The 24050-nt window shown below is 68.4% G+C and carries 19 protein-coding genes, 1 tRNA gene and 1 pseudogene; 9 read left to right on the forward strand and 12 right to left on the reverse strand.

The genetic code is table 11. The annotated features are described in order from the left end of the window. Nucleotides 1-34 precede the first annotated feature (34 nt). A complete protein-coding gene (locus tag AC1DGE_RS04490) occupies nt 35-1210 on the forward strand; it encodes a zinc-dependent alcohol dehydrogenase (RefSeq protein WP_476891987.1) in 1176 nt (391 codons plus the stop codon). A gap of 30 nt (nt 1211-1240) precedes the next feature. On the opposite strand, the gene AC1DGE_RS04495 is transcribed toward AC1DGE_RS04490, so the two are convergent. Continuing rightward, on the reverse strand, nt 1241-2167 hold the full coding sequence (locus AC1DGE_RS04495) for a CHAD domain-containing protein (protein WP_476916980.1): 927 nt from the start codon (nt 2165-2167) through the stop codon (nt 1241-1243). Nucleotides 2168-2313: 146 nt separating this feature from the next. Here AC1DGE_RS04495 and AC1DGE_RS04500 point away from each other — a divergent pair, with 146 nt between their 5' ends. Continuing rightward, nucleotides 2314-3075, forward strand: coding sequence for an SDR family oxidoreductase (locus AC1DGE_RS04500; protein WP_476916981.1), 762 nt, complete (start codon nt 2314-2316; stop codon nt 3073-3075). Nucleotides 3076-3124: 49 nt separating this feature from the next. Here AC1DGE_RS04500 and AC1DGE_RS04505 read toward each other — a convergent pair whose 3' ends face one another. The 3 genes from AC1DGE_RS04505 to AC1DGE_RS04515 are packed head-to-tail and all read right to left on the reverse strand — an operon-like array spanning nt 3125 to nt 6211. After that, nucleotides 3125-3523, reverse strand: a complete 399-nt coding sequence (locus AC1DGE_RS04505; RefSeq protein ID WP_476916982.1) for a sterol carrier family protein — start codon at nt 3521-3523, stop codon at nt 3125-3127. A 3-nt stretch (nt 3524-3526) separates the two neighbouring features. Continuing rightward, the gene (locus tag AC1DGE_RS04510) at nt 3527-4543 is read right to left on the reverse strand and encodes an asparaginase (protein ID WP_476916983.1); all 1017 of its coding nucleotides are present in this window, start codon (nt 4541-4543) and stop codon (nt 3527-3529) included. Nucleotides 4544-4579: 36 nt separating this feature from the next. Then, nucleotides 4580-6211 carry a molybdopterin-dependent oxidoreductase gene (locus tag AC1DGE_RS04515; RefSeq protein ID WP_476916984.1) on the reverse strand — a complete coding sequence of 544 codons (1632 nt, stop codon included), beginning with the start codon at nt 6209-6211 and terminating at the stop codon, nt 4580-4582. 545 nt (nt 6212-6756) lie between these two features. Here AC1DGE_RS04515 and purD point away from each other — a divergent pair. Both purD and AC1DGE_RS04525 read left to right on the forward strand, forming a co-directional pair. After that, a complete protein-coding gene (purD, locus tag AC1DGE_RS04520; protein WP_476916985.1) occupies nt 6757-8079 on the forward strand; it encodes a phosphoribosylamine--glycine ligase in 1323 nt (440 codons plus the stop codon). 2 nt (nt 8080-8081) lie between these two features. Continuing rightward, nucleotides 8082-9029 (forward strand): phosphoribosylaminoimidazolesuccinocarboxamide synthase, encoded by a 948-nt coding sequence (locus AC1DGE_RS04525; RefSeq protein ID WP_476916986.1) that lies wholly within the window; start codon nt 8082-8084, stop codon nt 9027-9029. Nucleotides 9030-9062: 33 nt separating this feature from the next. Here AC1DGE_RS04525 and AC1DGE_RS04530 read toward each other — a convergent pair whose 3' ends face one another. Beyond that, nucleotides 9063-10328 carry a helix-turn-helix domain-containing protein gene (locus tag AC1DGE_RS04530; protein WP_175321502.1) on the reverse strand — a complete coding sequence of 422 codons (1266 nt, stop codon included), beginning with the start codon at nt 10326-10328 and terminating at the stop codon, nt 9063-9065. A gap of 143 nt (nt 10329-10471) precedes the next feature. On the opposite strand from AC1DGE_RS04530, the gene AC1DGE_RS04535 reads away from it, so the two are divergent. Then, a complete protein-coding gene (locus tag AC1DGE_RS04535; RefSeq protein ID WP_175321501.1) occupies nt 10472-10717 on the forward strand; it encodes a hypothetical protein in 246 nt (81 codons plus the stop codon). Between the two features lie 227 nt (nt 10718-10944). Here the strand turns inward: AC1DGE_RS04535 and AC1DGE_RS04540 are convergent. The 5 genes from AC1DGE_RS04540 to AC1DGE_RS04560 form a co-directional block, all read right to left on the reverse strand. Further along, a tRNA-Pro gene (locus tag AC1DGE_RS04540) sits at nt 10945-11021 on the reverse strand. A gap of 114 nt (nt 11022-11135) precedes the next feature. After that, nucleotides 11136-12968, reverse strand: a complete 1833-nt coding sequence (locus AC1DGE_RS04545) for an ABC transporter ATP-binding protein (protein WP_476916987.1) — start codon at nt 12966-12968, stop codon at nt 11136-11138. Next, nucleotides 12965-14782 carry an ABC transporter ATP-binding protein gene (locus AC1DGE_RS04550; RefSeq protein ID WP_441416792.1) on the reverse strand — a complete coding sequence of 606 codons (1818 nt, stop codon included), beginning with the start codon at nt 14780-14782 and terminating at the stop codon, nt 12965-12967. Before AC1DGE_RS04550 ends, AC1DGE_RS04545 begins: the two co-directional genes overlap by 4 nt. 498 nt (nt 14783-15280) lie before the next feature. Further along, complete coding sequence (locus AC1DGE_RS04555) at nt 15281-16228, reverse strand: metallophosphoesterase (protein WP_476916988.1); 948 nt, start codon at nt 16226-16228, stop codon at nt 15281-15283. Next, the gene (locus AC1DGE_RS04560; protein ID WP_476916989.1) at nt 16228-18582 is read right to left on the reverse strand and encodes a transglycosylase domain-containing protein; all 2355 of its coding nucleotides are present in this window, start codon (nt 18580-18582) and stop codon (nt 16228-16230) included. The genes AC1DGE_RS04555 and AC1DGE_RS04560 overlap by 1 nt, the downstream gene beginning before the upstream one ends. Nucleotides 18583-18619: 37 nt before the next feature. Here AC1DGE_RS04560 and AC1DGE_RS04565 point away from each other — a divergent pair, with 37 nt between their 5' ends. The 3 genes from AC1DGE_RS04565 to AC1DGE_RS04575 are packed head-to-tail and all read left to right on the forward strand — an operon-like array spanning nt 18620 to nt 20276. Then, on the forward strand, nt 18620-18775 hold the full coding sequence (locus tag AC1DGE_RS04565) for a DUF4177 domain-containing protein (RefSeq protein WP_175321496.1): 156 nt from the start codon (nt 18620-18622) through the stop codon (nt 18773-18775). A gap of 2 nt (nt 18776-18777) precedes the next feature. Continuing rightward, complete coding sequence (locus AC1DGE_RS04570) at nt 18778-19347, forward strand: RidA family protein (RefSeq protein WP_476916990.1); 570 nt, start codon at nt 18778-18780, stop codon at nt 19345-19347. 17 nt (nt 19348-19364) lie between these two features. Continuing rightward, nucleotides 19365-20276, forward strand: a complete 912-nt coding sequence (locus AC1DGE_RS04575; RefSeq protein WP_441416796.1) for an NUDIX hydrolase — start codon at nt 19365-19367, stop codon at nt 20274-20276. Nucleotides 20277-20947: 671 nt separating this feature from the next. On the opposite strand, the pseudogene AC1DGE_RS04580 reads toward AC1DGE_RS04575, so the two are convergent. Further along, nucleotides 20948-21588, reverse strand: a pseudogene (locus AC1DGE_RS04580) (Crp/Fnr family transcriptional regulator). 193 nt (nt 21589-21781) lie between these two features. Between AC1DGE_RS04580 and AC1DGE_RS04585 the strand changes: the two are divergent. After that, nucleotides 21782-22963, forward strand: coding sequence for a MarP family serine protease (locus tag AC1DGE_RS04585; RefSeq protein WP_476916991.1), 1182 nt, complete (start codon nt 21782-21784; stop codon nt 22961-22963). A gap of 40 nt (nt 22964-23003) precedes the next feature. Here the strand turns inward: AC1DGE_RS04585 and AC1DGE_RS04590 are convergent, their stop codons facing one another. Next, nucleotides 23004-24050 (reverse strand): DUF2332 domain-containing protein, encoded by a 1047-nt coding sequence (locus AC1DGE_RS04590; protein WP_441416798.1) that lies wholly within the window; start codon nt 24048-24050, stop codon nt 23004-23006.

Raw genomic sequence — 24050 nt, forward strand, 5'->3', positions numbered from 1 at the left:
TTTCCCCTCCAGACCGCGACCGAAAGGCAAGCACATGAAGGCACTTACTTGGCAGGGCAAACGTTCTGTGAGCGTTGAAGAAGTTCCCGACCCGGTGATCCAGGAACCCACCGACGCGATCGTGCGCATCACGTCGACGGCGATCTGCGGCTCCGACCTGCACCTCTATGAAGTCCTCAGCCCCTACATGCACAAGGGCGACATCATCGGCCACGAGCCGATGGGCGTCGTCGTGGAAGTGGGCAGCGCCGTCACCAACCTGGCCAAGGGCGACCGCGTGGTCATCCCGTTCAACATCTCCTGCGGCCACTGCTTTATGTGCAGCCAGGGCCTGCAGTCCCAGTGCGAGACGACGCAGGTCAAGGAAAAGGGCTCCGGAGCCTCGCTCTTCGGCTTCTCCGAGCTGTACGGCTCCGTGCCGGGCGGGCAGGCGGAGTACCTGCGGGTGCCGCACGCTGACTACGGACCCATCAAGGTGGGGGCGGAACTCCCGGACGAACGCTACCTCTTCCTCTCGGACATCCTGCCGACCGCCTGGCAGGGCGTGAAGTACGCCGACGTGCCCGAGGGAGGCACCCTCGCGGTGATGGGCCTGGGGCCGGTGGGACAGTTCGCGTCCCGGATCGGCAAGCACTTCGGCCTGCGCGTCATCGGCGTCGACCCGGTGCCCGAGCGCCGGGCGATGGCGGAACGGCACGGCATCGAGACCCTGGATTACTCCAAGGGCGTCGCCGACGAACTGCGCTCCATGACGCAGGGCCGGGGTGCCGATTCGGTGGTGGACGCCGTCGGGATGGAAGCCCATGACTCGCCCGTGGCCTCGTTCGCCCAGCACGCGGCCGGGCTGCTGCCGGAGAAGCTGGCCCAGAAGGCCTTCGAGACCGTCGGGGTGGACCGGCTCTCCGCGCTCCACACAGCGCTGGACGCAGTCCGGCGCGGCGGCACCGTCTCCCTCAGCGGCGTGTACGGCGGAACGGCCTCCCCGATGCCGCTGATGCACATGTTCGACAAGCAGATCCAGCTGCGAATGGGCCAGTGCAACGTCCGGCGCTGGACCGAGGACCTGCTGCCGCTGGTGGAGTCGGACGCGGACCCGCTGGGTGTCATGGACCTCGTGACCCACCAGGCCAGCCTGGATGAGGCCCCCGCGATGTACGAGAAGTTCCAGAAGAAGCAGGACGGCTGCATCAAGGTGGTGCTGAAGCCCTGACCGGACCTGGCGGTGAGCCCCGCGGCCGCCTCAGCGGGCGGGAAACTTCCTCCAGAGCTTCAGGAAGGCCCGCTCCGAGGCGGCCGCCAGGTGCTCTTCCTTGGCGTGCAGCCTGCCGTAGCTGAAGCCGTTCTCCCCGCTGCGCAGCGCCCGGCCGCCCAGCTCGGCCAGCCGTTCGCGGGCCACGACGCTGTCCTGGTGCAGGCCCAGGAGCTGCTGGATCCGCCGGGCCGACTTGGCCAACCGCCTCGCGCCGCGGCGCTTCTTCCTGTCCGGCGCCAATCCATCGGGGGCCACCTTCGGCAGTGACAAGGCCAGCTCCGCGGAGTACCGCAGCCGTTTTGCCGCTTTGCGGACCTCATGCAGGCCCGCATTCCGGGCGGCGCCGCCGTCGTCGGCCGTGGGTGGAAGGGCCTTCACCGCGCGCTTCAAACGACGCCGGTCCTTGGCTACCAGCTTGCCGAACCTCGTCCCGGGAGCGCCGGCGGCCTTCGGCGACAGGGGCGCGTCGGCCAGGAATTGGTCCAGGGCCGCCAGCAGACGGGGGTAGCGCTCGTTCCCGAGCGCCTCGAGGACCGCTTCGAACCCGGCGGCCTCAAGTGCGTCGAGCTCCTCGTCGATCCGGATGGCGGCCGGGCCCTGCGGCCCGGACAGCGAGCGCAGCGCCTCGGGCTCCTGGGCGAGCAGCGTGGCCAGCCTTTCGTGGACCACGCCAGGGTCTCGGGCCGCCCCGAGCAGTCCCGAGAGCCACCGCAGTTCGGCGCGGAGCGGTTCCACCGCGTCGTCGTCGAACAACGGCCGGCCCGAAGCCAGCAGCGAGCGGAGGCGGCGCGCCGCAACACGCATCTGATGGACGGCTTCGGGTTGCTTCGACCGGACTCCGGGCGCATGCTGGCGCAGTTCAGCGAGCTGCTGTCCAAGATAGGCCAGCAAGGCTTCGCCCGCGGTGGTTGCCACGCTTCACTCTACGTCTTGGCGCAAGCCCCTGCAGGGCCGAGAGATGGCAGATCGCGGCAATGTTTGTCCCGGGCACTGCCGCGACGTGCCATCTCGGCATAGGCTGTCCGGGACCGGAATCGACCACGCCACCCTAGGAGCCCCGCATGACACACCAGCGCCACCTCGGCCGGGTCGCCGTCGTCACCGGAGCGGGTTCCGGGATCGGGCGGGCGGTGGCTCGGCTCATGCTGGCCGACGGCTACCGCGTGGTGCTGGCCGGCCGGCGGGAGAAACCGCTGCTGGAGACCGCGGCCGGGCACGCGCAGGCGCTCGCGTTTCCCTGCGACATCTCCCGGCCCGGCGACGTCGAACGGCTCTTCGCCGTAGCGCTTGAGCAGTGGGGCAGGGTGGACGTGCTGTTCAACAACGCCGGCGTGTTCGGCCCCGCGGCCTCGGTGGACGAGATCAGCGTCGAGGACTGGGAGGCCACGGTGGCCGTGAACCTGACCGGCTCCATGCTGTGCGCCGCCGCCGCGGTCCGGGCCATGAAGGCGCAATCGCCGCAGGGCGGCCGGATCATCAACAACGGCTCCATCGCGGCGCACTCACCCCGCCCCCGCACCGTGGCCTACACGGTCACCAAGCACGCCATTACCGGGCTGACCAAGAGCATTGACCTCGACGGCCGCGGCTTCGGCATCAGCTGCGGGCAGATCGACATCGGCAACGCCGCGACGGAGCTATTGGACGAGATTGGCGTAGGCGACGGCGCGCTCCAGGCCGACGGCAGCCGCCGGCCGGAGCCGACGTTCCCCGTCGAGGACGCGGCCCGCGCCGTGCTGCTGATGGCCGGCATGCCTGCCTCCGCCAGTGTGGGATCCCTCGTCATCACGGCCGCCGGGATGCCGTTCATCGGCCGCGGCTGACTCGTTAGGGCGGGCCTCGTGCCGCTGGCGCCTGGCCTACCCGGCGTGCCTAGAGCGGCAGCAGCCCGGACAGGTCGGCCCGCAGCCCCGAGGCGGCCACCCGGCCGGATTCGACGGCGTCGGCCCAGCTGAGTCGGCCGGTGACCATGGCAAGCCAGGTGGCGGCGTCGCATTCAATGACGTTAGGGGGAGTGCCGCGGGTGTGGCGCGGGCCCTCGACGCACTGGGTGACGCCGAAGGGCGGCACGCGGACCTCCACCGAGTTGCCGGGGGCCCGGGCGGTGACTTCCTCAAGGGAGTAGCGCACCGCCGTCGCGAGCGTATTGCGGGGTACTGCCGGGACCTCAGGCGCAGCGGCGCCGGAGGGCTCGGGCGCGGCAGCGTCGCGCCAGGCGGCCAGCGCCGCGCGGCCCTCATCCACGGGGATCCGGCGCCGTGACACAGCCACGGCCTAGTCCAGCAGCGCCGAGACGGCGTGGCCGAGGCGGATCTTGCCGACCGGCCGGCCGCCGCCCAGCACCGGGTCAACCACCTTTTCCAGCACGGAAGAAACCTCCGGGATCTCGACGGCGCCCGCGGCGGCGAGCAGGGTCAGGCCCACGAGCGTCGTGGCGCGGACGTTGCCGTCCAGGACCTTGATCGCCACCGAGACGCCCTTCGGGGTGGCCATGACCAGCACGCCCTCGGCGCCGATCTTGGCGATGATTCCGAGCTCGTCCATCACGATCGTGTTGGCCTGGCCCCGGCCCTGCACGGCCCACGGGTAGTCCAGCATGGACGTCGCGATCGTGGCGGCGCGGGCGTTGGAGTTGTTGTCCCCCGGAGCCTTGGCCAGCCGCGAGAAGGCACGGGCCAGGCCGGTGAGCGACACGGCGGCCACCGGGGCGCCGCAGCCGTCGATGCCGAGGTGGGCGATCCGCTCGCCGCAGTACTCCTCGATCACGGAACGGATGCGCTGCTGCAGGGGGTGGTTGGGTTCCAGGTAGCTGTGCGTGTCCCAGCCGTTCTCCGTGCAGGCCCACAGAAAAGCCGCGTGCTTCCCGGAACAGTTGAAAGCCAGCCGGGATTTTCCGCGCTCCGTCTGAACCAGCCAGGTCCGGGCCGTCTCGTCCTCGGGCCAGGCGGCGGGGCACTGGAGTTGGTCCTCCTTGACGCCGGCAGCCTTCAGCATGCCCTCCACCACGTCCATGTGGTCGAGCGAGCCGACGTGGCTGCCGCAGGCGATCGCCACCTGGGCGCCGCGCAGCGGAACGCCGGACTGCATCGAGGCGAGCGCCTGCAGGGGTTTGAGCGTGGAGCGCGCGTAGATCGGCGTCGTTATGTCGCCGAGTTCGGTGACCACGTTGCCGTCCGCGGCCATCACGACGGCGGAGCCGATGTGGCGGGACTCGATGAAACCGCTGCGTTCAACAACTGCCAGTTCGACGGCGGACTCAACAGTGAAGGTGGCATGCGGGTTCAAGGGCATGCTGCAAGTCTATGGTGCGTTGCGGGCCCAGCCCGGTTACTCCACGGTGACCATGACAGACTGCCAGCCGGAAGCGCCGTCGGGCACGGGATCGGCGCGCTTGTCCGTCTGGACCTCGCCGGTGCCGTCGGTGGCGCGGACCTTGATGTAGTGCGGTCCCGGGGTTGCCTCCCAGTCGAAGGACCACTGCCGCCAGGTCACCACGGAGGCCTCCGCCGAGAGCACGGCCGCCGTCCACGGGCCGTTGTCGATCTGGACCTCCACCTTGGTGATGCCGCGGGTCTGCGCCCAGGCGGTGCCGCCGATTGCGACCTTTCCGGCGGCGACCTTGGCGAAGGACTTGGGGACCTCCACCCGGGCCATGGTCTTGATCGGGCCGCGCTCGGACCAGCCGCGCTGCGTCCAGTAGGCCTTGTTGTCCGCGAAGCGGGTCACTTCCAGGTCGACCACCCATTTGGTGGCCGAGACGAAGCCGTACAGCCCGGGGACCACCATGCGGACCGGGTAGCCGTGCTCCAGCGGAAGGGGCTCGCCGTTCATGCCGATCGCCAGCATCGCGTCGCGGTCATCCTGCAGGACCTCCAGCGGCGTGGAGGCGCTGAACCCGTCGACGGACGTGGAGAGCACCATGTCCGCGCCATCCTTGGGCCGGGCCATCTTCAGCACGTCACGAATGGGCATGCCCAGCCATTTGGCGTTGCCGGCCAAGTTCCCGCCGACGGGGTTGGAGACGCAAGTCAGCGAGACGTGGGATTCGATCAACTGCGCATCCAGCAGGTCCTGGAAGCTGAGCCGCACTTCCTGTTCCACCAGGCCGTGGATCCGCAATTCCCAGGACCGGGCGTCGATTTCCGGCACGCTGAGCGCGGTGTCGATCCGGTAGAAATCCTTGTTCGGCGTGAGCCACGGGGTGACGCCGGGGGCCTTGGACTGGACGCCGGCGGGCACGGCGGCGGCGGCCTTGGCGGGGGCGGGCAGCTGCAGGACTTCGCGGGCCTGGGCCACGTTGCTGCGGGCGGCGCTCAGGAGCCGTCCGCCCGTTGCAGCTGCGGCGGCAGCGACGGCGGTGATGCCGCTGGCGGTGAAGAAGGCGCGGCGGCTGGTGGCGGGACGGTCCGGCTCCTTGGCGCCGAGGTCCGACGCCACCTCCGGCCATTCCCGGGTCCGCCACAGCTTGCTGATCAGGAACCGGAGCACAACCAGGCCGGCCACGGTGCCGATCAGCGAAGGGATGGCGTCCAGCGGTTTCACACTGGCCCGGGTCACCACACTGGCCACGATCACCGCGCCCAGCAGCAACACGCCGGCCACGCCCAGAGCCCACTTGCGGAAGGCGACGATGCCCAGCACGCAGGCCAGCAGCAGGATGGTCAGGCCCATCCCCACGAACAGGGCGGCCTTGTCATTCGTGCCGAAGGTTGCGATGGCGAAGTCCTTCATCCACGGCGGGGTGAAATCGATGAAGGTCGAGCCCAGGGCGATCAGCGGCGTCGCGCGGGCCGTGAAGAAGGCGCCGATCAGCTCCGCGACGGCCAGCACGACGGCGGCCGAGACTACCCCGGCCAGCGCGGCCAGGGCGGTGGGGCCGGAGAAGAGTGCGGGCCGCTTCCTTCTCTGGTTCCCGGGCCGCGGGGTAGTGCCGGGCTGCGGGGTGCTGGGCGTCTTCATACTGGATGTTCGGAGCGGCGGAGCCCGCGGATTGTCCGGCCGGGGCGTGGGATGGGCAAGCCTGGTGGACTGGGCGGCTTCCCCGGCGACGCACATGCCCATCCTTGGGCGTGAGGGATGGGCATATGCGCATTATGTCCAGTGGCTGCGGCGTGGAGTGGGCATGTCCGGTGGAGCTCTGGTCCGGAATCTCACATCGTGTGGACTGGGCGGCTTCCAGGGCGACGCACATGCCCATCCGTGGGCGTGAGGAGTGGGCATATACGCATTATGTCCAGTGGCTGCGGCGTGGAGTGGGCATGTCCTGTGGAGCTCTGGTCCGGAATGGCACGTCGTGTGGACTGGGCGGCTTCCCCGGTGATGCACATGCCCATCCGTGGGCGTGAGGAGTGGGCATATACGCATTATGTCCAGTGGCTGCGGCGTGGAGTGGGCATGTCCGCTGCAACCGTGGCCTGTGCGCAAATCCGGCGTGAGGAGTGGGCATGTCCGGTGGCAGTCACAGCTTAGGAGCCTGCAGGGTCCACAAAGTACCCTTGGGAACTGTGAAGGTACTTGTCATCGGCCCCGGCGGCCGCGAACACGCCATTGTCCGATCCTTGCTCGCCGACCCCAATGTTTCCGAGGTCCACGCGGCCCCGGGCAACGCCGGCATCAGCAAGCTGGTCCCCACACACGCCATCGACGCGAACAACCCCGACGCCGTCGCCGCGCTGGCCACCAAGCTCGCCGTTGACCTCGTGGTGGTCGGTCCGGAAGCCCCGCTGGCCGCGGGTGTCTCCGATGCCGTCCGCGACGCCGGGATCCCGGTGTTCGGCCCCAGCAAGGCCGCCGCCCAGCTTGAGGCCTCCAAGGCGTTCGCCAAGGAAGTCATGGCCGAGGCCGGCGTGCCCACCGCGATGGCCCGGGTGGCCTCCAACGCCGAGGAAGCCGCCGACGCGCTCGACACCTTCGGCGCCCCCTACGTCGTGAAGGATGACGGGCTCGCCGCCGGCAAGGGCGTCGTCGTCACCCGCAACCGGGATGAGGCGCTGGCGCACGCGCAGAGCTGCTTCGACGCCGGCGGCACCGTGGTGATCGAGGAATTCCTTGACGGCCCCGAGGTCTCCGTGTTTGTCCTCTGCGACGGCAGCACCACCGTGGCGCTCTCCCCGGCACAGGATTTCAAGCGCATCTTCGACAACGACGAAGGCCCCAACACGGGCGGCATGGGCGCCTATACCCCGCTCGATTGGGCCCCCGAAGGCCTCGTCCAGGAGGTCATCGACCGGGTCGCGCAGCCCACCGTCAACCAGATGGCCCACCGCGGCACCCCGTTCGTCGGCGTGCTCTTCGTCGGCCTCGCCCTGACCACCCGCGGCACCCGCGTCATCGAGTTCAACGTCCGGTTCGGCGACCCGGAAACCCAGGCCGTCCTGGCCCGGCTCAAGACGCCGCTCGGCGGCCTGCTGATGGCCGCCGCCAAGGGCGAACTGGACAAGGTCCAGCCGCTGCGCTGGTCCAAGGAGTCAGCGGTCGCCGTCGTCGTCGCCGCCGAAAACTATCCCGGCACGCCCCGGACCGGGGACCGGATCCGCGGCCTGAAGAAGGTCGAAGCCATTGAGGGCGTGCACGTGATCCATGCCGGCACCAAGCTCGACGACGAGGGCAAGGTCGTCTCCGCGGGCGGCCGCGTCCTCGCCGTGGTGGCGCTCGGGACGGACCTCGTGGAGGCCCGCGAACGGGCGTACGACGGCGTCGAACTCGTCCAGCTCGACGGCGGCCAGTTCCGTACCGACATCGGCGGCAAAGCCGCCCGCGGCGAAATCAAGGTGACGGCGCCCGGCACAGCGGCTGCCGCGGCCGCCGCGGCGAAAGCGAAGGCCTGAGCATGGACGCAACTGAATCCGCGATGCCCACCGGCGGCCTGCACACCGAGACGCTGGACCTGCCCGGATGGAAGCACGTCTACTCCGGCAAGGTCCGCGACCTCTACGTCCCGGCGGACGCGTCCATCACCGAACGCGTCGGCCACGAGTGCGTCCTGGTTGTCGCGAGCGACCGCATCAGCGCCTACGACCATGTCCTCGCGAGCGAGATCCCGGACAAGGGGCGCATCCTCACCCAGCTGAGCCTGTGGTGGTTCGAGCAACTGGGCGTGGAGCACCACGTGCTCGCGTCCACGGTCGACGGCGGCGTTCCCGCGGCGGTTGAGGGCCGCGCGATGATCTGCAAGAAGCTGGACATGTTCCCGGTGGAATGCATCGCCCGCGGCTACCTGACCGGCTCCGGGCTGGCCGAATACCGGCAGTCCGGGACCGTGTGCAGCATTCCGCTGCCGGCCGGCCTTGTGGACGGGTCCCGGCTTGCCGAGGCGATCTTCACCCCCTCCGCGAAGGCCGAGGTGGGCGAGCACGACGAGAACATCACCTACGACGCCGTGGTCGCGCTGGTGGGCCCGGACATCGCGGGCCGGCTCCGCGAGCTGACCCTGGAGATCTACACCAAGGCCGAGGAGATCGCCCGCGGCCGCGGCATCATCCTGGCCGACACCAAGGTCGAATTCGGCATCGACGCCGCGACCGGCGTCATCACGCTCGGCGACGAGGTCCTGACCCCCGACTCCTCGAGGTTCTGGGATGCCGCCACCTACGAGCCGGGCAAGGCACAGCCGTCATATGACAAGCAATACGTGCGGGACTGGCTGACGTCGGCCGAATCGGGCTGGGACAGGTCCTCCGACACGCCGCCGCCGGCGCTGCCGGCCGACGTCGTCGCCCGCACCCGCAGCCGCTACGTGGAAGCTTACGAGTTGCTGACGGGCCGGGCCTTCGCCTAGCCGTCCGCCTTCGCCTGGGGCCCGGCCGTCCGCCTAGCTTCCGGCAGCGGCGGCTTCGGCGCGGCGCTGGGCCAGGCGGATTTCCAGCACGGCGTCCATGGCCTGCTGGACCCGGTCCGAGGCCCCGGCCGCGCTGAACTCCTTTTGCGCTTCCTCGAGATAGACGAGGGCTTCCTCGGACTCGCCGGCGGCCTTGAGCGCCTTGCCGAGCAGCAGGGCCACCTCGCCGGCGACGTGTTTGGCCAGCGAATCCCGTTCGGCGTGGATTTCCCGCAGCTTCTGTACCGCGCCGACGATGTCCCCGGTGAGGTACAGCCAGCGTGCCCGGATGAAGGCCACCTCGAGCCGGTCGGTCTTGTTGCCGCCCACGATCGAGAGGGCCAGCTCGGCGCGCTCGATCGAGGACAGGGTTTCCGGTTCGACGATCCCGGAGGACAGACGGACCGCGGCGGAAGCCTTGTTAAACCGGGCCCAGAGGTCGATGTCGTTCGCCGGGGAGAGCAGCTTGGCCGCCTTCTCGTGGTACTTGATGCCTTCGGCGTAGTCATGCCGCATGAACGCCACGTTCCCGATCACCCAGGCGACCTCTCCGGCCAGCTGGGAGATGGACTGGTCATCCATCTGGTCGTTCATGTCCTGGCAGTACTGCCACGCCTCGTCGAGCCGGCCGCTTTCGGCGAGGGCGCCGATCAGGGCGCGCAGCGCGCCGATGATCAGGGTGGAGCCCTTAGGCAGCTGGGCGCAGAGCCGCACCGCTTCCTGGGCGTGCTCGACGGCGACCGCCAGCTGGCCCTGGCCGTGGCACACGGCGGCAAGCATCTGCCGGGCGCGCACCCCGAGGCCGGCCGATTCGGCAGCCATCGGGTGGTCCAGCAGCCGCTGTACCAGGTTCTGGCATTCCTTGAGCTGGCCCTGCTTCATCAGGCATTCGGCCTGCATGTAGGTCATGTTCCACCAGGCGCTGGTGTTCTTCCCCTCCAGCGCGATCTGGGCGGCCGTGGCGGCGTGGCTGGCGGCCAGCGGATAGTCGCGCAAGTCCCAGGCCTGCCGCGCGTACAGCCCGGCGAGCACGTATTCGGCGTCGCTGACGGACACGGGCTGGCTCCAGGCCTCCAGCGCCTTGGGGGCGAGCTCCAGCCGGCGGGCGAGCTCTTCGATGACATCCGCGGTCGGTTCACGGCGGCCGGTCTCCAGTAGCGAGATGTAGCTGGGTGAAAACAGGTCCTTACCCAGTTCGGCCTGGGTGAGGCCGCGTTCCAGCCGTTCCGCTCGGAGTTTTTCCCCGAATCCGTTCCCCACGGGATCCTCCTAATTCCGGACAGTCGATGTACTAAATGCTTGACAGTCTCTGTGCAAGTAATTTTACAATGTATGTCAACAAGGGCTGGTGCTGGCTTTGTAACTTTCCGAATCGTATTTCCGACTCGTATTGAGGAACCCACATGTTTAAGAAGATTGCTGCCTCTGTCGCCTTGGCTGGGGCTCTGGCGTTCTCCGCAGCGGCTCCCGCAGTGCTGTCAGTAAGTGCCATCGGTAACTGGCCGGACCCCATGAGCAACAGCACCCTGGCGATCGGCAACTGGCCCGATCCCATGAGCTCGAGCAATGGCACCCTCTCGGCCATCGGCAACTGGCCGGACCCGATGTCCAACTCCACCAACATCGGCAACTGGCCGGACCCGATGTAACCAACGCTCCAGGCAGCCCCGGGACACCCAAGGTGTCCCGGGGCTGTTCTTTGCCCCGGTCCCTCCGTCGATTGCTCCGAAGCGGACCTTTATGACGGGTCTAAACGGCGGTTGCGGAGCAGTCGATGGGGTACGACGGCGGCGGACGGTGCGGGCGCCGTCGGAAGGGCGCAAATATCGCAGGGCACACAAAAGAGGGCCTTCCGATTGGAAGACCCTCTTTAGATTGGTCGGGATGACAGGATTTGAACCTGCGACCTCGTCGTCCCGAACGACGCGCGCTACCAAGCTGCGCCACATCCCGATCCGTTACTTCAAAAGCAACTTCACAAGAGTATCCGATTCCGGCCCCGGATGCGAAATCGGCGCCGTCGAAGCGCCGCCCGAGCTTCGCCGAAGCGCCGCCGGAGCGGAGGAATCAGACGAGCGAGTCCTTCCAGGCACCGTGCAGCTTGGCGAAGCGCCCGCCGCCGCCGATCAGCTCCGCCGGCGTGCCGTCCTCCACCACCCGGCCGTCATGGACCACGAGCACCCGGTCCGCGGTCTCCACGGTGGAGAGCCGATGCGCGATGATCAACGCCGTGCGGCCCGCCTCGCCGGAGCTGACGCCCTGCAGCAGGCTCGCCAGCCCGGCCTGGACCATCCGCTCGGACGGGATGTCCAGCGAGGACGTCGCCTCGTCGAGGATCAGGACGGCGGGCCGCGCCAGGAAGGCCCGGGCAAAGCTGATCAGCTGGCGCTGCCCGGCCGAGACCCGGCCGCCGCGCTTGTTGACGTCGGTGTCGTAGCCCTCCGGGAGCGCCGAGATGAACTCGTGGGCGCCGACGGCCTTTACGGCGTCCTCGATCTCCTGCCGGGAGGCCTCGGGCCGGCCCAGCGCGATGTTGTCCGCCACCGATCCGCTGAACAGGAAGGCCTCCTGGGTGACCATGACGACGTTCCGGCGCAGGTCCGCCGTCGTCAGCTGCCGCAGGTCCACGCCGTCAAGCGTGAGCGAGCCGGAGGAGACGTCGTAGAAGCGGGCGATCAGCTTGGCCAGCGTCGACTTACCGGCGCCGGTCTGGCCCACCAGCGCGACCGTCTGGCCCGCGGGAATGTGCAGGTCCATGGCCGGGATAATGACCGGGCCGTCGCCGTAGCGGAACTCGACGTTCTCGAAATCGATGCTGCCCTTCGCCTCGGGCAGGGCCACGGGGTTTTTCGGCGGCCGGACGGTGGGGATTTCCTCGAGCAGCCCGGAGACCTTTTCCAGCGCCGCCTGGGCGCTCTGGAAGGAGTTGTAGAACATCGCCATCTGGTCCACCGGCTGGAAGAACCGCTTGGTGGAGAGGATCAGCGCCAGCAGGACGCCGACGGCGAGCTCGCCGCTGAGGACGCGGAAGCCGCCGGAAAGCAGCACGACGGCGACGCAGACGTTCCCGATCAGCACCAGGCCGGGCTGGAAGACGCCGTTGAGGTTGATGGAGCGGACGGTGACCTTGCGGTAGTCCTCGGAGAGTTCGGCGTAGCGCTCGGCATTCTGGCGCTCCTTGCGGAAGGCCTTGACCGCACGGATACCGGTCATGGTCTCGACGAAGTGCACGATCAGCCGGGCCGAGACGACGCGGGATTCGCGGAACGCGATCTGCGAGTGCTTCTGGTACCAGCGGGCCAGGAAGTACATCGGCACGCCGGCCGCGAGCACCAGCAGCCCGCTGCGCCAGTCCAGGGCAAACACCGTGACGGCGGTGAAGATCATGAACAGCATCCCGGAGGCGAGCGAGCTGACCCCCGAGTCGAGGAGTTCGCGCAGGGCCTCAAGATCCGAGGTCTGCCGGGCGATGATGCGTCCCGAGGTGTACTTCTCGTGGAATTCCAGGCTCAGCCGCTGGGTCTGCCGGAAGACCCGCACGCGCAGGTCCAGCAGCATCGCCTGGCTCAGGCGCGCCGTCGAGGTCACGTACAGGGCGGTGAGCCCGGCGGTCGCGACGGCCGCGGCGAGGTACGCGACGCCGGCCAGCACCAGCGGGAGGTTGTCCCCGGCGCGCAGGGCGGGCAGGGCGTGGTCAATGCCGAAGGCAATCAGGGCCGGCCCGGCGACGCGGGCGGCCTGGGACAGCACGACGGCGGCGATGGTCAGCCAGAAACGCAGGCGGACGGGACGGATCAGCGAGCCGAGCAGGGACAGGGAGCGGCGCCGGACGGCCTTGCTCTCGGATTTGGAAAGGTGGGCGTTGTCCTCGTTGGCGGTGCCGAAGGTGGCCGTGCTCATCGCGACACCTCCTCGGCCTCGAGGGCGGACAATTCGGAGTCCAGGTCCCTAGGTTCCGGGTCCAGGCTGGCGATCACGTAGCGGTAGTGGCTGTTCTCCGCGAGCAGTTCGGTGTGGGTGCCGACGGCGGAGATCCGGCCGTCCTGCAGCAGGGCCACGCGGTCGGCCAGGGCCACGGTGGAGGGACGGTGGGCCACGATCAGGGTGGTGGTGTCAGCGAGCACCTCACGGAGCCTGGCCTCGACGAGTTCCTCGGTGTTCACGTCCAGCGCGGAGAGCGGATCGTCCAGGACCAGCACCTTCGGCTGGGCCGCGACGGCCCGTGCCAGGGCGATGCGCTGCCGCTGGCCGCCGGAGAGGCTGAGGCCCTCCTCGCCGATCAGGGTGTCCAGTCCCTCCGGCAGGGAGTAGGCGAAGTGGGCCTGGGCGGTGTCCAGCGCCTCGGCCAGGATCTGCTCCCGGCGCTCCTCCGTCTCGTGCCCCTGCACGCCTAGGAGCACGTTGTCCCGGACGGAGTTGGAAAACAGGGTGGTGTCTTCGAAGGCGACGGCGACGACGGTGCGCAGCTCCTCCACGCTGAAGTCGCGCAGGTCCACGCCGTCGATCGTGACCGAGCCCGCCGTGACCTCGAACAGGCGCGGCACCAGCTGCAGCAGGGCACTCTTGCCGCTGCCGGTGATGCCCACCAGTGCCATGGTCTCGCCGGGGCGGATGTCCAGGCTGATGTCCTTGAGGATCGGCTTGTCCGGTGCGTCCTCGAAGGCGAAGGTGGCGTTGTGGAAGCCCAGGGCGCCCTTGAGCTCGGCAGGCCGGCGCGGCTGCGGCGGGCTGGTGATGGTGTTGACCGAGTCCATTACCTCAAAGTGCCGGTCCACGGCGGACTTGGCGGTGAGCGCCATCGCCAGCAGCATGCCGCAGAACTCCACCGGTGCGGCGATCACGGCGGCGGTGGCGAAAAAGGCCACGAGCGAGCCGATGCTCAGCTGCCCGTCGGCCGCGAGCATGACGCCGACGACGAGCCCGGCACCGAGGGCGAGTTCTGGCAGCAAGGTGACGACGAGGCTGAAGGCGGCCAGGTGCTTGGCCTTCGCGATCTCGGTCTGGCGCAGTTCCTCGGCCTGTTCATTGAAGTTTTCGAGCGCCTCGCGGCTGCGTCCGAAGGCTTTGAGCACGCGGATGCCGTGGACGGACTCCTCGACCGTGGTGGCGAGGTCTCCGGCCTGGTCCTGGCTGCGGCGGGCCACCTTGCTGAAGCGGGTCCGGAACCGGAAGCCGTAGATCATGATCGGCACGGCGGCGGCCAGGAAGATCAGGGCCAGCTGCCAGCTCATGGAGAACATCACGACGACGCCGATCACCACGGTCAGCGTGGTGACCACGAGCATGATCGCCCCGAACGCCATCCAGCGCCGGAGGAAGTTCAGGTCTGTCATGGCGCGCGAGAGCAGCTGACCGGAACCCCAGCGGTCATGGAAGGAGACGGTCAGGTCCTGCAGATGGTCGTAGAGCGACACCCGCATCCGGGTTTCCACCGTGGTGGCCGGGTTGATGACGAACTGGCGGCGCAGTGCCACCAGCCCGGCTTCGGCGATGCCCAGCAGCAGGATCACGGTCGAGGCGATCCAGACGGCCTGGCTGCTGCCGCCGGGTCTCAGCCAGTCGTTGATGAGTACGCGCAGCACCTGGGGGATGGCCAGGGCGACGACGCTGGCCAGCAGGGCGGACAGCAGGCCCATGACCAGCCGCGGCATGATCGGTCTGACGTGCGGATAGAGACGGCTGATTGATGAGAAAAACGGAGTCTGCTTGGCCATGCCTGCTTCTTAACTGCAACTGCGAAATGGATTACGCAACTGGATGTAGTTTCCTGTAGCAACTACCCTAGGCCATCGCGTGACCCGGTTCACAGGATATCGGGCCGTTCCGGAATCTGTCCCAGTAATTATGTTCCGCAATGGCACGGGGAGGTGCGGGCTTTCCCTGGGGACATGCCCATCGCTCGGCATGCCAGCGGGACATGCCCATTCCTCGGCGGTCGGCGGGACATGCCCATGGTTCAACCGTACGAGTTCTGGACATGCCCGCTCCTCGAGCACACGGGTTCGGGACATGCCCGTTCCGCGGACGCTCCGTTGAGCATGCTCATTCTTCGCGACCACCCCTGGGGGACATGTCCATCCCTGGACGCCGAGAGTGGGCAGGATGCCGTTATGTCCATCCCCGGGCGGCAAGACAGGGCATGTCCCACGGGGAGCAAGTGCCGGGGGTGGGCATGTCCCTCCGGAGCTGGCGCGGGGGAGGGGCCGACGGGCTCAGGGCCGGGCGGTGAGGGTGAGCAGCACGGCCTCGGGCTTGCAGGCGATCCGGACCGGGGCGAAGCGTGAGGTGCCGATTCCGCCGGAGACGTTGACCGGCGTCGTGCGTCCGTTGCTTTCCCAGTCGTGCAGTCCCTTGGCACGCCAGGTGGGCAGGTCGCAGTTGGCCACGAGGGCGCCGTAGCCGGGGACGCAGATCTGGCCGCCATGAGTGTGGCCGGCCAGCAGCAGGTCCGCGGCGTCCTCGGTGAAGTGGTCCAGCACCCGCTGGTACGGGGCATGCGCGACGGCGATCCGCAGGTGCGGTTTGGCGTCCTGGCCCTTGGTGCCGCGCGGCCAGCCGGCGTAGCGCTCGAGGCGAAGGTGCGGGTCGTCGACGCCGGAGAAGTCCACGCGCAGGCCCTTGATCACGAGCGACTGGCAGCGGTTGGTCAGATCCACCCAGCCGCCCATGCCGAAGCCTGACCGGAGCCGCGGCCAGTCGAGCTCGACGGGGTCGGGGCGCAATTTGGACGGCCCCAGCAGGTAGGATGCCGGGTTCTTCAGCCGCGGCGCGAAGTAGTCGTTCGAGCCGGGGACGAAGACTCCCGGGAACTCCATCAACGGCCGCAGCGCCTCCAGCAGGGGATCGACTGCCTTGGCGTGGCTGAGGTTGTCGCCGGTGTTTACCACCAGGTCCGGCTCCAGCCCGGCGAGGGAGCGCAGCCACGCGGCCTTGCGGATCTGGCCCGGGACGAAATGGATGTCGCTCAGGTGCAGCACGCGGAGCGGCCCGTACCCCGCCGGCAGGACGGCGAGCGACTCTTCCCGCAGCACGAACTGGTTCTTCTCCCACAACCCGTAGCCGGCAGCGGCGGCGCCCGCGGCGGCGCCGGCGGCGGCGGTTACGGCAAAGCCGCGCCCGATGCTTCGGGCGCGGCTGGCCAGGGTGGTTCCGGCGGTCACTACTTGTTCTTCGGGGGGTCGACGGGCTTGGCCGGGGCCTTGGGCGCGGGGGATGACGGCGCCGGTGCCGGGTTCTGCGTCGCCGGCGGCATGAAGTTGTTGTTCCGGCCCGCGTCGTTGTTGGTCGGCTGCTGGTACGGCTCGGACAGCAGGTTCGACGGCGGTTCCGGGAACGGCTCGGCGCCGTGCGAGGGGGCGATCTCGGCCATGAACTTGGAGAACATCGGCCCGGCGATCATGTAACCGTCGATGCCTTCGTAAAACTGGCCGTTGACAGTGATGTTCTGCCCGGAGCGTCCCTGGTCGCCGAGCGGGTCGCCAAACCAGGCCGCCGTCGCCAGACCGGTGGTGTGCCCGACCACCCAGGTGGAGCCGTTGTTGTTCGAGGTACCGGTCTTCGCCGCGATCGGGAAGTTTGTCACAGTGGAAATGCGCGGCTGGATGAGCGAGCCCGAGCCCCGGTTCAAGACTTCCTGCAGCGCGTAGTTCACGCCGCGCGCAACCTCGGGCTTGAGGGCGTCCCGGCAGTTTGTGGCCTGGGCGGGCAGCTTGGCCCCGGTCGCATCCGTCACGGAGGTGATGGCGATCGGCTCGCAGTAGCGGCCGTCGTTGGCGAAGGTGGCGAAGGCGCTGGCCATGGTCAGCGGCGCGGTCTGGGTGGAGCCGAGGAGGTTCGACAGCATCGACATGTTGATCTTCGGGTTCGGTTCCTTGATCCTCCCGTTCGCATCCAACACAATCTTCTGGTTCTGGTCACGGGTGGGCAGGCCGGAGTGCAGTCCTGCCGCGTCCACGATCTTTTGGATCCCGCAGAAGTCGAGCTGCGCGGCCGAGGCGAAGGTAATGGTGTTGATCGAGTTGTAGAGACCCTTCAGCACCGTCATGGGCCTGTAGTAGTCCGGCTCCGCGTTCTGGAGGTCCTCGGCGGCACCCAGTTGCGCGTCGTGTTCCGGGGTGCTGTAGGCGCCCGTGGTGACGCCGCAGGAGTTCCGCCACTGGAAGTCCAACGGGTATCGGCGCACGGAGCCGTCCACCACGGTATTCATGGACTTGCCCTCGTCCAGCCATTCGGCGAAAGTGAACGGCTTCATGGTGGAGCCCGGCTGGGCGCCGCCAAGGCCATTAAGGTCATTGCCCTTGTCGTCGTACTTGTCGACGTTAAAGTTCAGCTGGGTGTCGAACTTGCCCTTGCCCGGCAGCCAGGACGTGTTCTGGGCCATGTTGGTAATCTTGCCCGTCCCCGGCTCCACGGAGACCAGGGCTGCACCCCACTTGTTCGGGTTCGCGCCGGCAGCGGCGTCGACCTGCGCCTGCGCGACCTTCTGTGCCTTGGGCTCCAGCGTGGTCTTGATGGTCAGGCCGCCGCGGAAAATCTTGCGCTCGCGTTCCTTGGTGTCCGCCCCGTACGCCGGGTTGTTGAGCAGGAGGTGCAGCACGTAATCGCAGAAGTACGGCGACGTCGGCGAGTAGGCGCAGCCCTGGCGCGGCTGGGTCACCTTGGTCTTGACCGGGGTGGCGACGGCGGCGTCGTACTGCGCCTGCTTGATCTTGCCCTGCGAGAGCATGGCCTTGAGGACCAGGTTGCGGCGGACCTTCGCGTTGTCCGGGTTGGTGATCGGGTCATAGAAGGACGGGCTGTTGACAACGCCGGCCAGGAGCGCGGCCTGCGGCAGCGTCAGATTCTTGGCCGAGGTGCTGAAGAACAGCCGGGAGGCCGCCTCGATGCCGTAGGCGTCGCGGTTGAAGAAGACGATGTTCAGGTAGCCCTCAAGGATCTGTTCCTTGGTGAACTTCTTCTCCAGCGCGATTGCCAGTTTCATCTCGCGGAGCTTGTCGCCGACGCCCTTGTTGACACCGTTCAGCAGGACCTGGTCGCCCTTGCCCTCGGACTCCAGGGAGGAGTTGATGACGTTGTTCACGTACTGCTGGGTGATGGTCGAGGCGCCCTGCTTGTTCCCGCGCGCGGTGGCGACGAGCGCGCGGAGAATACCGGTGGTGTCGACGCCGCCGTGCTCGTAGAAGCGGCTGTCCTCGATGGCGATCACCGCGTCCTTGATGTACGGCGACATCTGGTCCAGCGACACGCGGGTGCGGTTCTCAAGATAGAGGTTGGCGATGACGCTGCCATCCGCGGCCAGGATCTTGGTCGACTGGCTCGGCGGGTCGACCTTCAGCTCGGCCGGCAGGGTTTCGAAGAACTTGATCGAACCGCTTGCTGCGTTGCCGGAGACGGCGGCCGCAGGGACCAGCAGGCCCGCCATCAGGACACCACAAATCGCGCTCACGCCCAGGAAAAGGATGAGCTTTCCGAGGGTGGTGGCCGTGTCGAATAAAGGGTTCTTACCAGTCGCCATGTTTTCCACTTTACCGGCAAGGACTAGGCTTTACTTCATGACCAAATGGGAGTACGCCACGATTCCGCTCATTATCCACGCGACAAAGCAGATCCTGGACCAGTGGGGAGACGACGGCTGGGAGCTCGTCCAGGTTGTTCCGGGCCCCGATGGAAACGGCCTGGTTGCCTACTTGAAGCGGGAGAAGAACTAGCCATGAGCATCCCCGAAACGGCGGCGCCGGCACAGGCCACGAGCCCCGCCAACGTGGCCCAAAGTGACGCCGGCACCGGCGCGTCGTCCGCCGTCGAACAGCGCCTCGCCGAGCTCGGCCTCGCCCTTCCCGAGGTGGCCGCCCCGGTGGCCGCCTACGTCCCGGCCGTCATCTCCGGCAACCACGTGTACACCTCCGGCCAGCTGCCTTTCATCAACGGCAAGCTTGAAGCCACCGGCAAGGTCTCCTCCGGGACCGAAGGGACCTCGGACGAGTCGACTGTGTCCCCGGAGTCGGCCAAGCGCTACGCCGAGGTCTGCGCCGTCAACGCGCTGGCCGCCGTGAAGAGCGTCATTGGGGACCTGGACCGGATCACCCGGATCGTCAAGGTGGTCGGTTTCGTCTCTTCCGATCCATCGTTCACCGGCCAGCCCGGCGTCATCAACGGCGCCTCCGAGCTCCTGGGCAAAGTCCTTGGCGACGCCGGCCAGCACGCACGTTCCGCCGTCGGCGTTTCAGTTCTGCCGCTCGACTCTCCGGTCGAAGTCGAACTGATCGCCGAATTCGCCTAGAGGGCCGGTCGCTTCCCTTGCCGCACTTAGCACGACGCCTGTTTAGCCTTCCCCCGGATCTTGAGGGGGCAGCCCGCAGCTGGCTTGAACACGGCGAGCGGACCCCCCGTGCCCCCCGCTACGCCTCCTCCGTGGTCCTGCTGCGGGATTCGCCCACCGGCCTGGAGACCTGGCTGGGCTACCGGCCCGGGTCCTCGCCGCTGGGCGTCCTCGCCTTTCCCGGCGGCTCGCTCGAGACGTCCGACGACGACGCCGTGGGCTGGCTTGGCCCCTCGCCACAGTGGTGGGCCGAGCAGATGGGCACGTCCGACGTCGGCCTGGCGCGACGTCACGTGGTGGGCGCCATCCGTGAGCTGTTCGAGGAGACCGGAGTCCTGCTGGCCGGTCCGGACCTGTCGACCACGGTGGAGGCGACGTCCACGGCCGAGTGGATGCGCGCCCGGGAGGCCGTCGCCGACCAGGAAAAGTCCTTCACCGACGTGCTCGCCAAGCGCGGGCTTTCGGTGCGGACCGATCTGCTCAAGCCGCTGGTGAACTGGCTCAGCCCCGACTTCGCCCACCGACGCTTCAACACCCGGTACTTTGCCGCGACCATCCCGATGAACCAGCAGCCCTCGCTGCTGGCCAGCAAGGGTGTCTGGGCGCGCTGGGTGTGCGTCCGCAAGGTCATTGCCGAGCGCGACACGACGGCGCTGGGCGATGAGGTGGGCCAGCCCAACACCGTGGGGCTGAAGCTCGGCCAGCTGCTGGTCCCGGGCTCGGAGATCATGCTGGAGAAGATGGCCGCCGCTAACGGCTGCATCGCCTACCTCAGCTACAAGCGCAAGGCCCACGCCTATCAGCCGGCCCTCGTGGAGGAAGACGGCAGGCTGATGCTGGAAGTCGAGGCCGCCAAGACCGTCGCCGGGGAACCGCAGCGGGAACGGTAGGGTCGCCCGCTTCGGCCCGACCATTGGACATGCCCATCGTTGGCGCCGGGCAATGGACATGCCCGTTGGGACCTGAGCTCATGGCTGGACATGCCCATTGTTGGCGCCGGGCAATGGACATACCCGTTCGGACCTGAGCCGATGGCTGGACATGCCCGCCCGGACCTGGGCCGATGGCTGGACATGCCCGCCCGGACCTGAGCCGATGGCTGGACATGCTCATCGTTGGCGCCGGGCAATGGACGTATCCGCCCGGACCTGAGCCCATGGCTGGACATGCTCATAGTTGGCGCTGAGGAATGGGCATATTGGGTATATGTCCATCCCTGGCGTGCAGGGATGGGCATGTCCGCCGGGCCTTCGCTCAAGGGGAGGACATGCCAGCTGGAGCCTCGCCTCGACCACCGGACATGTCTATTGCGCCAGTTGGGCATTGGACATAGTGGGTATGTGCCCCCTCGTGGCATCCAAGAATGGACATGTCCCGCGGGAGCGTTGGCGAAGAATGGACATGTCCCGCGGGAGCGTTGGCGAAGGATGGACATGTCCCGCCGGCCAGACCCAGATTCCGTGACGCCGGAAGAAGCCGAGAACAACACCTAAAACCGCAGAGGGCCGGCCCGTGGAAAAGGGCCGGCCCTCTGTGTCTAAGGCTTGTGTCGCGGCTGTGCCTAGCGGGAGCGCTGGCGGAGGCGCTGCATGTCGAGAATCACGACGGCGCGCGCCTCGAGGCGCAGCCGGTCTCGCGGGAGGCGCCGACCAGCTGGGCCAGTTCTTCCTGGGTGAGTTCGTGGGCCACCAGGACACCGTCCGTCGCCGGGCGGCCAAAGCGGTCGGCCAAGTCCAGCAGCGCCTTGGCCACGCGGCCCGGGACGTCCGAGAAGACAAGGTCGGAGAGCGAATCGTTGGTGCGGCGCAGGCGCCGTGCCAGGGCCTGGAGCAGCTGGGCCGAGACCTCGGGGCGGGTGCGCAGGAGGGCGTTGAGGCTCTCGTTCTTCAGCCCGGCCAGGCGGGTCTCGGAGACGGCGGTGGCCGTTGCGGTGCGCGGGCTCGGGTCGAACAGCGCCATTTCGCCGAACAATTCGCCCGGGCCGAGGATGGCGAGCAGCGACTCGCGGCCGTCGGGGGACGTGCGGCCGAGCTTCACTTTGCCGGAGACGATGAAGTAGAGCTGGTCACCCTGGTCGCCTTCCCGGAATACCGAGGCTCCGCGTGAGAGGTCCACCTCGGTGAGTTCGTCCGTCAGCAGACGGAACGCCTCGTCGTCGAGCGTGGCGAAAAGGGGTGCGCGGCGCAATACCTCGATATCCATGAAATCTCCTGACTTACTGTGTCGGCTGGGGCGCTTCAGCCATTGTTTCAGAATTTTGAGGCTTCTGTGACGTACTTGGCACCGAAACGCGTGAAACGCCGGGCGGGTGACGGTCCGGGCCGCCTTGGGCCCCCGGCAAACTGTCAGTCCGCGCCGGTAGAATGGGGTTCCTACCAGTCACTAAGGAGCCCCGGTGTTCGGCTTGACCATCTTGGACCTGGCGTTGATTCTGACGCTCTTGTCCTACCTGATCTATGGCCTGCGCAACGGCTTCCTGGTGACGCTGGGCGGAATCGCCGGGTTCGCGGCGGGCGCCGTGGCCGCCTTCCTGTCTGTCCCGATCGTCAGCGACCTCGTCGACGATCCCGGCTGGCGGCTCACCGCGATCATTGCCACGGCCGTGCTGCTGATGATGCTGGGGCACGGCCTCGGCACCATGATCGGGCGGCGCATCCGCAGCGTCGTCAAAATCAGTCCGCTCCGACTTGCCGACCGGGTGGTGGGCGGCGGGGTCAACCTCGCCGTGTCCGCCCTCGTGATGTCCATGTTGGCCTTCAGTATCAGCGCCCTCGGCGTTCCCTTTGTTTCCCAACAGTTGGCCGACTCCAAGGTGATCGGTTTCATCGACGGCGTCACCCCCACGCCGCTGAAGACGTCGATGGCGCAGTTGCGTTCGGCCGTGATCGGCGATGGCATCCCGACCCTGTTCGAGGGTGTCGGCGGACGGGCCGTGCCCGTGCCCGACGCCAGCACCGACACCCCTCCCCTGAACAAGGCCGCCGCCTCCGTGCTCAAGATTGCCGGGACGGCCTACCAGTGCGGCCAGAACCAGACCGGAACGGGCTTTGTGGTCTCGCCCGGCCGGGTCGTGACGAATGCCCACGTGGTGGCCGGCGTCCCGGAGCCCGTTGTCGAGGTCCCGGGCGGCGGAGCCCTCCCCGGCCGGGTCGTTTACTTCGACAGCCGGCATGACCTCGCCGTCCTGGCCGTGGACGGGCTGCGCGCCGCGCCGTTGTCGCTGGGCCGCGATCTTCCGGCCGGCAGCCCGGCCGCGTTCGCGGGCTACCCGCACGGCGGTCCGTTCCAGTCCAAGCCGGCCACGGTGCGGGACATCACCACCGTCCTGGTCCCGGACATCTACGGCAACAACGCCGCTGCCGAGGATGTCTACCGGCTCGCGGGCGACGTGCAGCCGGGGAACTCCGGCGGTCCGCTGCTGACCACGGGCGGCCAGGTGGCCGGCGTCGTCTTCGCGAAATCCACCTCCGAGCCCTCGCTGGGCTTCGCCATCACCATGAACGACCTCGGCCCCGTGGCCGCAAAGGCCCCCGGGCTGGGCGACGCCGTCTCGCCGGGCCAGTGCATTATGAAATAGCCGGCGGCAGGAAACCGGCGGGAACCGCCGGCTGGCGCCGTCAGGCCGGGGCCGCTTCGATCCACTCCAGGCTCTGGCCGTGCGGGCCGGCCATGGCCACGGGCAGGCCGTCCTCCAGCAGCAGGAAGCGGCCGCGGAGTCGGGATTCGTCCATTTCGGGAACCACGCTGGAGCCGTCCGCCTGCAGGATGACCGTGTGGCCCTCGTTCGAGATCCAGTGGCAGCCCCGGTCCGCGGCCAGCAGGGCGATGGTGTCGCGGAAACGTTCGCGGCCGGCGGCGTCGAGGTACGCCATGACGGCGCTGTGGAAGACCACCAGGGCGGTCTCCGGCGGCGCCTGCTGCGCCAATGACACAAGCTGTTCGTTGAGGTCCCCGGCCACCAGCAGCGGCGGATCCGTCCGTGCGACGGCGATCGCCTGGCGCAGCCGCTCGCGGCGGAAGTCCTGCTCCGGCCAGATCAGCGCTTCCAGCCAGGCGACGTCGTCGGGGTCCCGGATGTCCAAAGGGTTCAAATCGATGCCGGCGCGCCACACCACCGCGGGCAGCGCGGCCGGCAGCGGCACCGGGCCGGCCGTGGCGCACCGCAGCACGGGATAAGTCCCGGGCGCGGCACCGGCGGGGAGCAGCCGCGTCACGGCGCCGGAGCCGTCGTCGAACTCGTAGCCGTAGCGGTCCGGGTACAGCGTCAGTCCTGCCGAAGCGCCGACCTCGATGAGGGCCAGCGGGCGTCCCTCCGCGGCGGCGATCCGGGCCAGGGACGGGAGCAGGGCGGCGCAACGGCCGGCCTCGTTTGTCTGGGTGGACCGGGAGAGGACAATCCGGGAGACCCCGTCCCAGTGGGTATCCAGGAAGTCCCGGAACCCGGCGTAGGGGCCGATCCGGGCGCCGAGGAATCGGGCGGCGGCCAGCATCAGCAGCGGCTGGCGCTTGTTGTGCGGCCACTCGTCGATGCGCCGGATCAGCTCGGGGTCGTCCGCGATGGCCGTGGACCACTCCGCATAGCACGCGGAGTTGCCGGGCGCGTCAATGGTGCCGAAATGGCGGTACCAGTCGGCTGTCCCCGGGGGCTCCGGCGCGGGGGACAT

This window comes from Arthrobacter sp. 05N425, from assembly GCF_056397125.1.

Bases quoted from the DNA above. Each gene is read 5' to 3' on its own strand.
- AC1DGE_RS04570 (WP_476916990.1), top strand. From the start codon at position 18,778: ATGAGCATCCCCGAAACGGCGGCGCCGGCACAGGCCACGAGCCCCGCC.
- AC1DGE_RS04515 (WP_476916984.1), bottom strand. From the start codon at position 6,211: ATGAAGACGCCCAGCACCCCGCAGCCCGGCACTACCCCGCGGCCCGGG.
- AC1DGE_RS04560 (WP_476916989.1), bottom strand. From the start codon at position 18,582: ATGGCGACTGGTAAGAACCCTTTATTCGACACGGCCACCACCCTCGGA.
- AC1DGE_RS04545 (WP_476916987.1), bottom strand. From the start codon at position 12,968: ATGAGCACGGCCACCTTCGGCACCGCCAACGAGGACAACGCCCACCTT.
- AC1DGE_RS04565 (WP_175321496.1), top strand. From the start codon at position 18,620: ATGACCAAATGGGAGTACGCCACGATTCCGCTCATTATCCACGCGACA.
- AC1DGE_RS04490 (WP_476891987.1), top strand. From the start codon at position 35: ATGAAGGCACTTACTTGGCAGGGCAAACGTTCTGTGAGCGTTGAAGAA.
- AC1DGE_RS04500 (WP_476916981.1), top strand. From the start codon at position 2,314: ATGACACACCAGCGCCACCTCGGCCGGGTCGCCGTCGTCACCGGAGCG.
- AC1DGE_RS04550 (WP_441416792.1), bottom strand. From the start codon at position 14,782: ATGGCCAAGCAGACTCCGTTTTTCTCATCAATCAGCCGTCTCTATCCG.
- AC1DGE_RS04525 (WP_476916986.1), top strand. From the start codon at position 8,082: ATGGACGCAACTGAATCCGCGATGCCCACCGGCGGCCTGCACACCGAG.
- AC1DGE_RS04535 (WP_175321501.1), top strand. From the start codon at position 10,472: ATGTTTAAGAAGATTGCTGCCTCTGTCGCCTTGGCTGGGGCTCTGGCG.
- AC1DGE_RS04590 (WP_441416798.1), bottom strand. From the start codon at position 24,050: ATGTCCCCCGCGCCGGAGCCCCCGGGGACAGCCGACTGGTACCGCCAT.
- AC1DGE_RS04510 (WP_476916983.1), bottom strand. From the start codon at position 4,543: ATGCCCTTGAACCCGCATGCCACCTTCACTGTTGAGTCCGCCGTCGAA.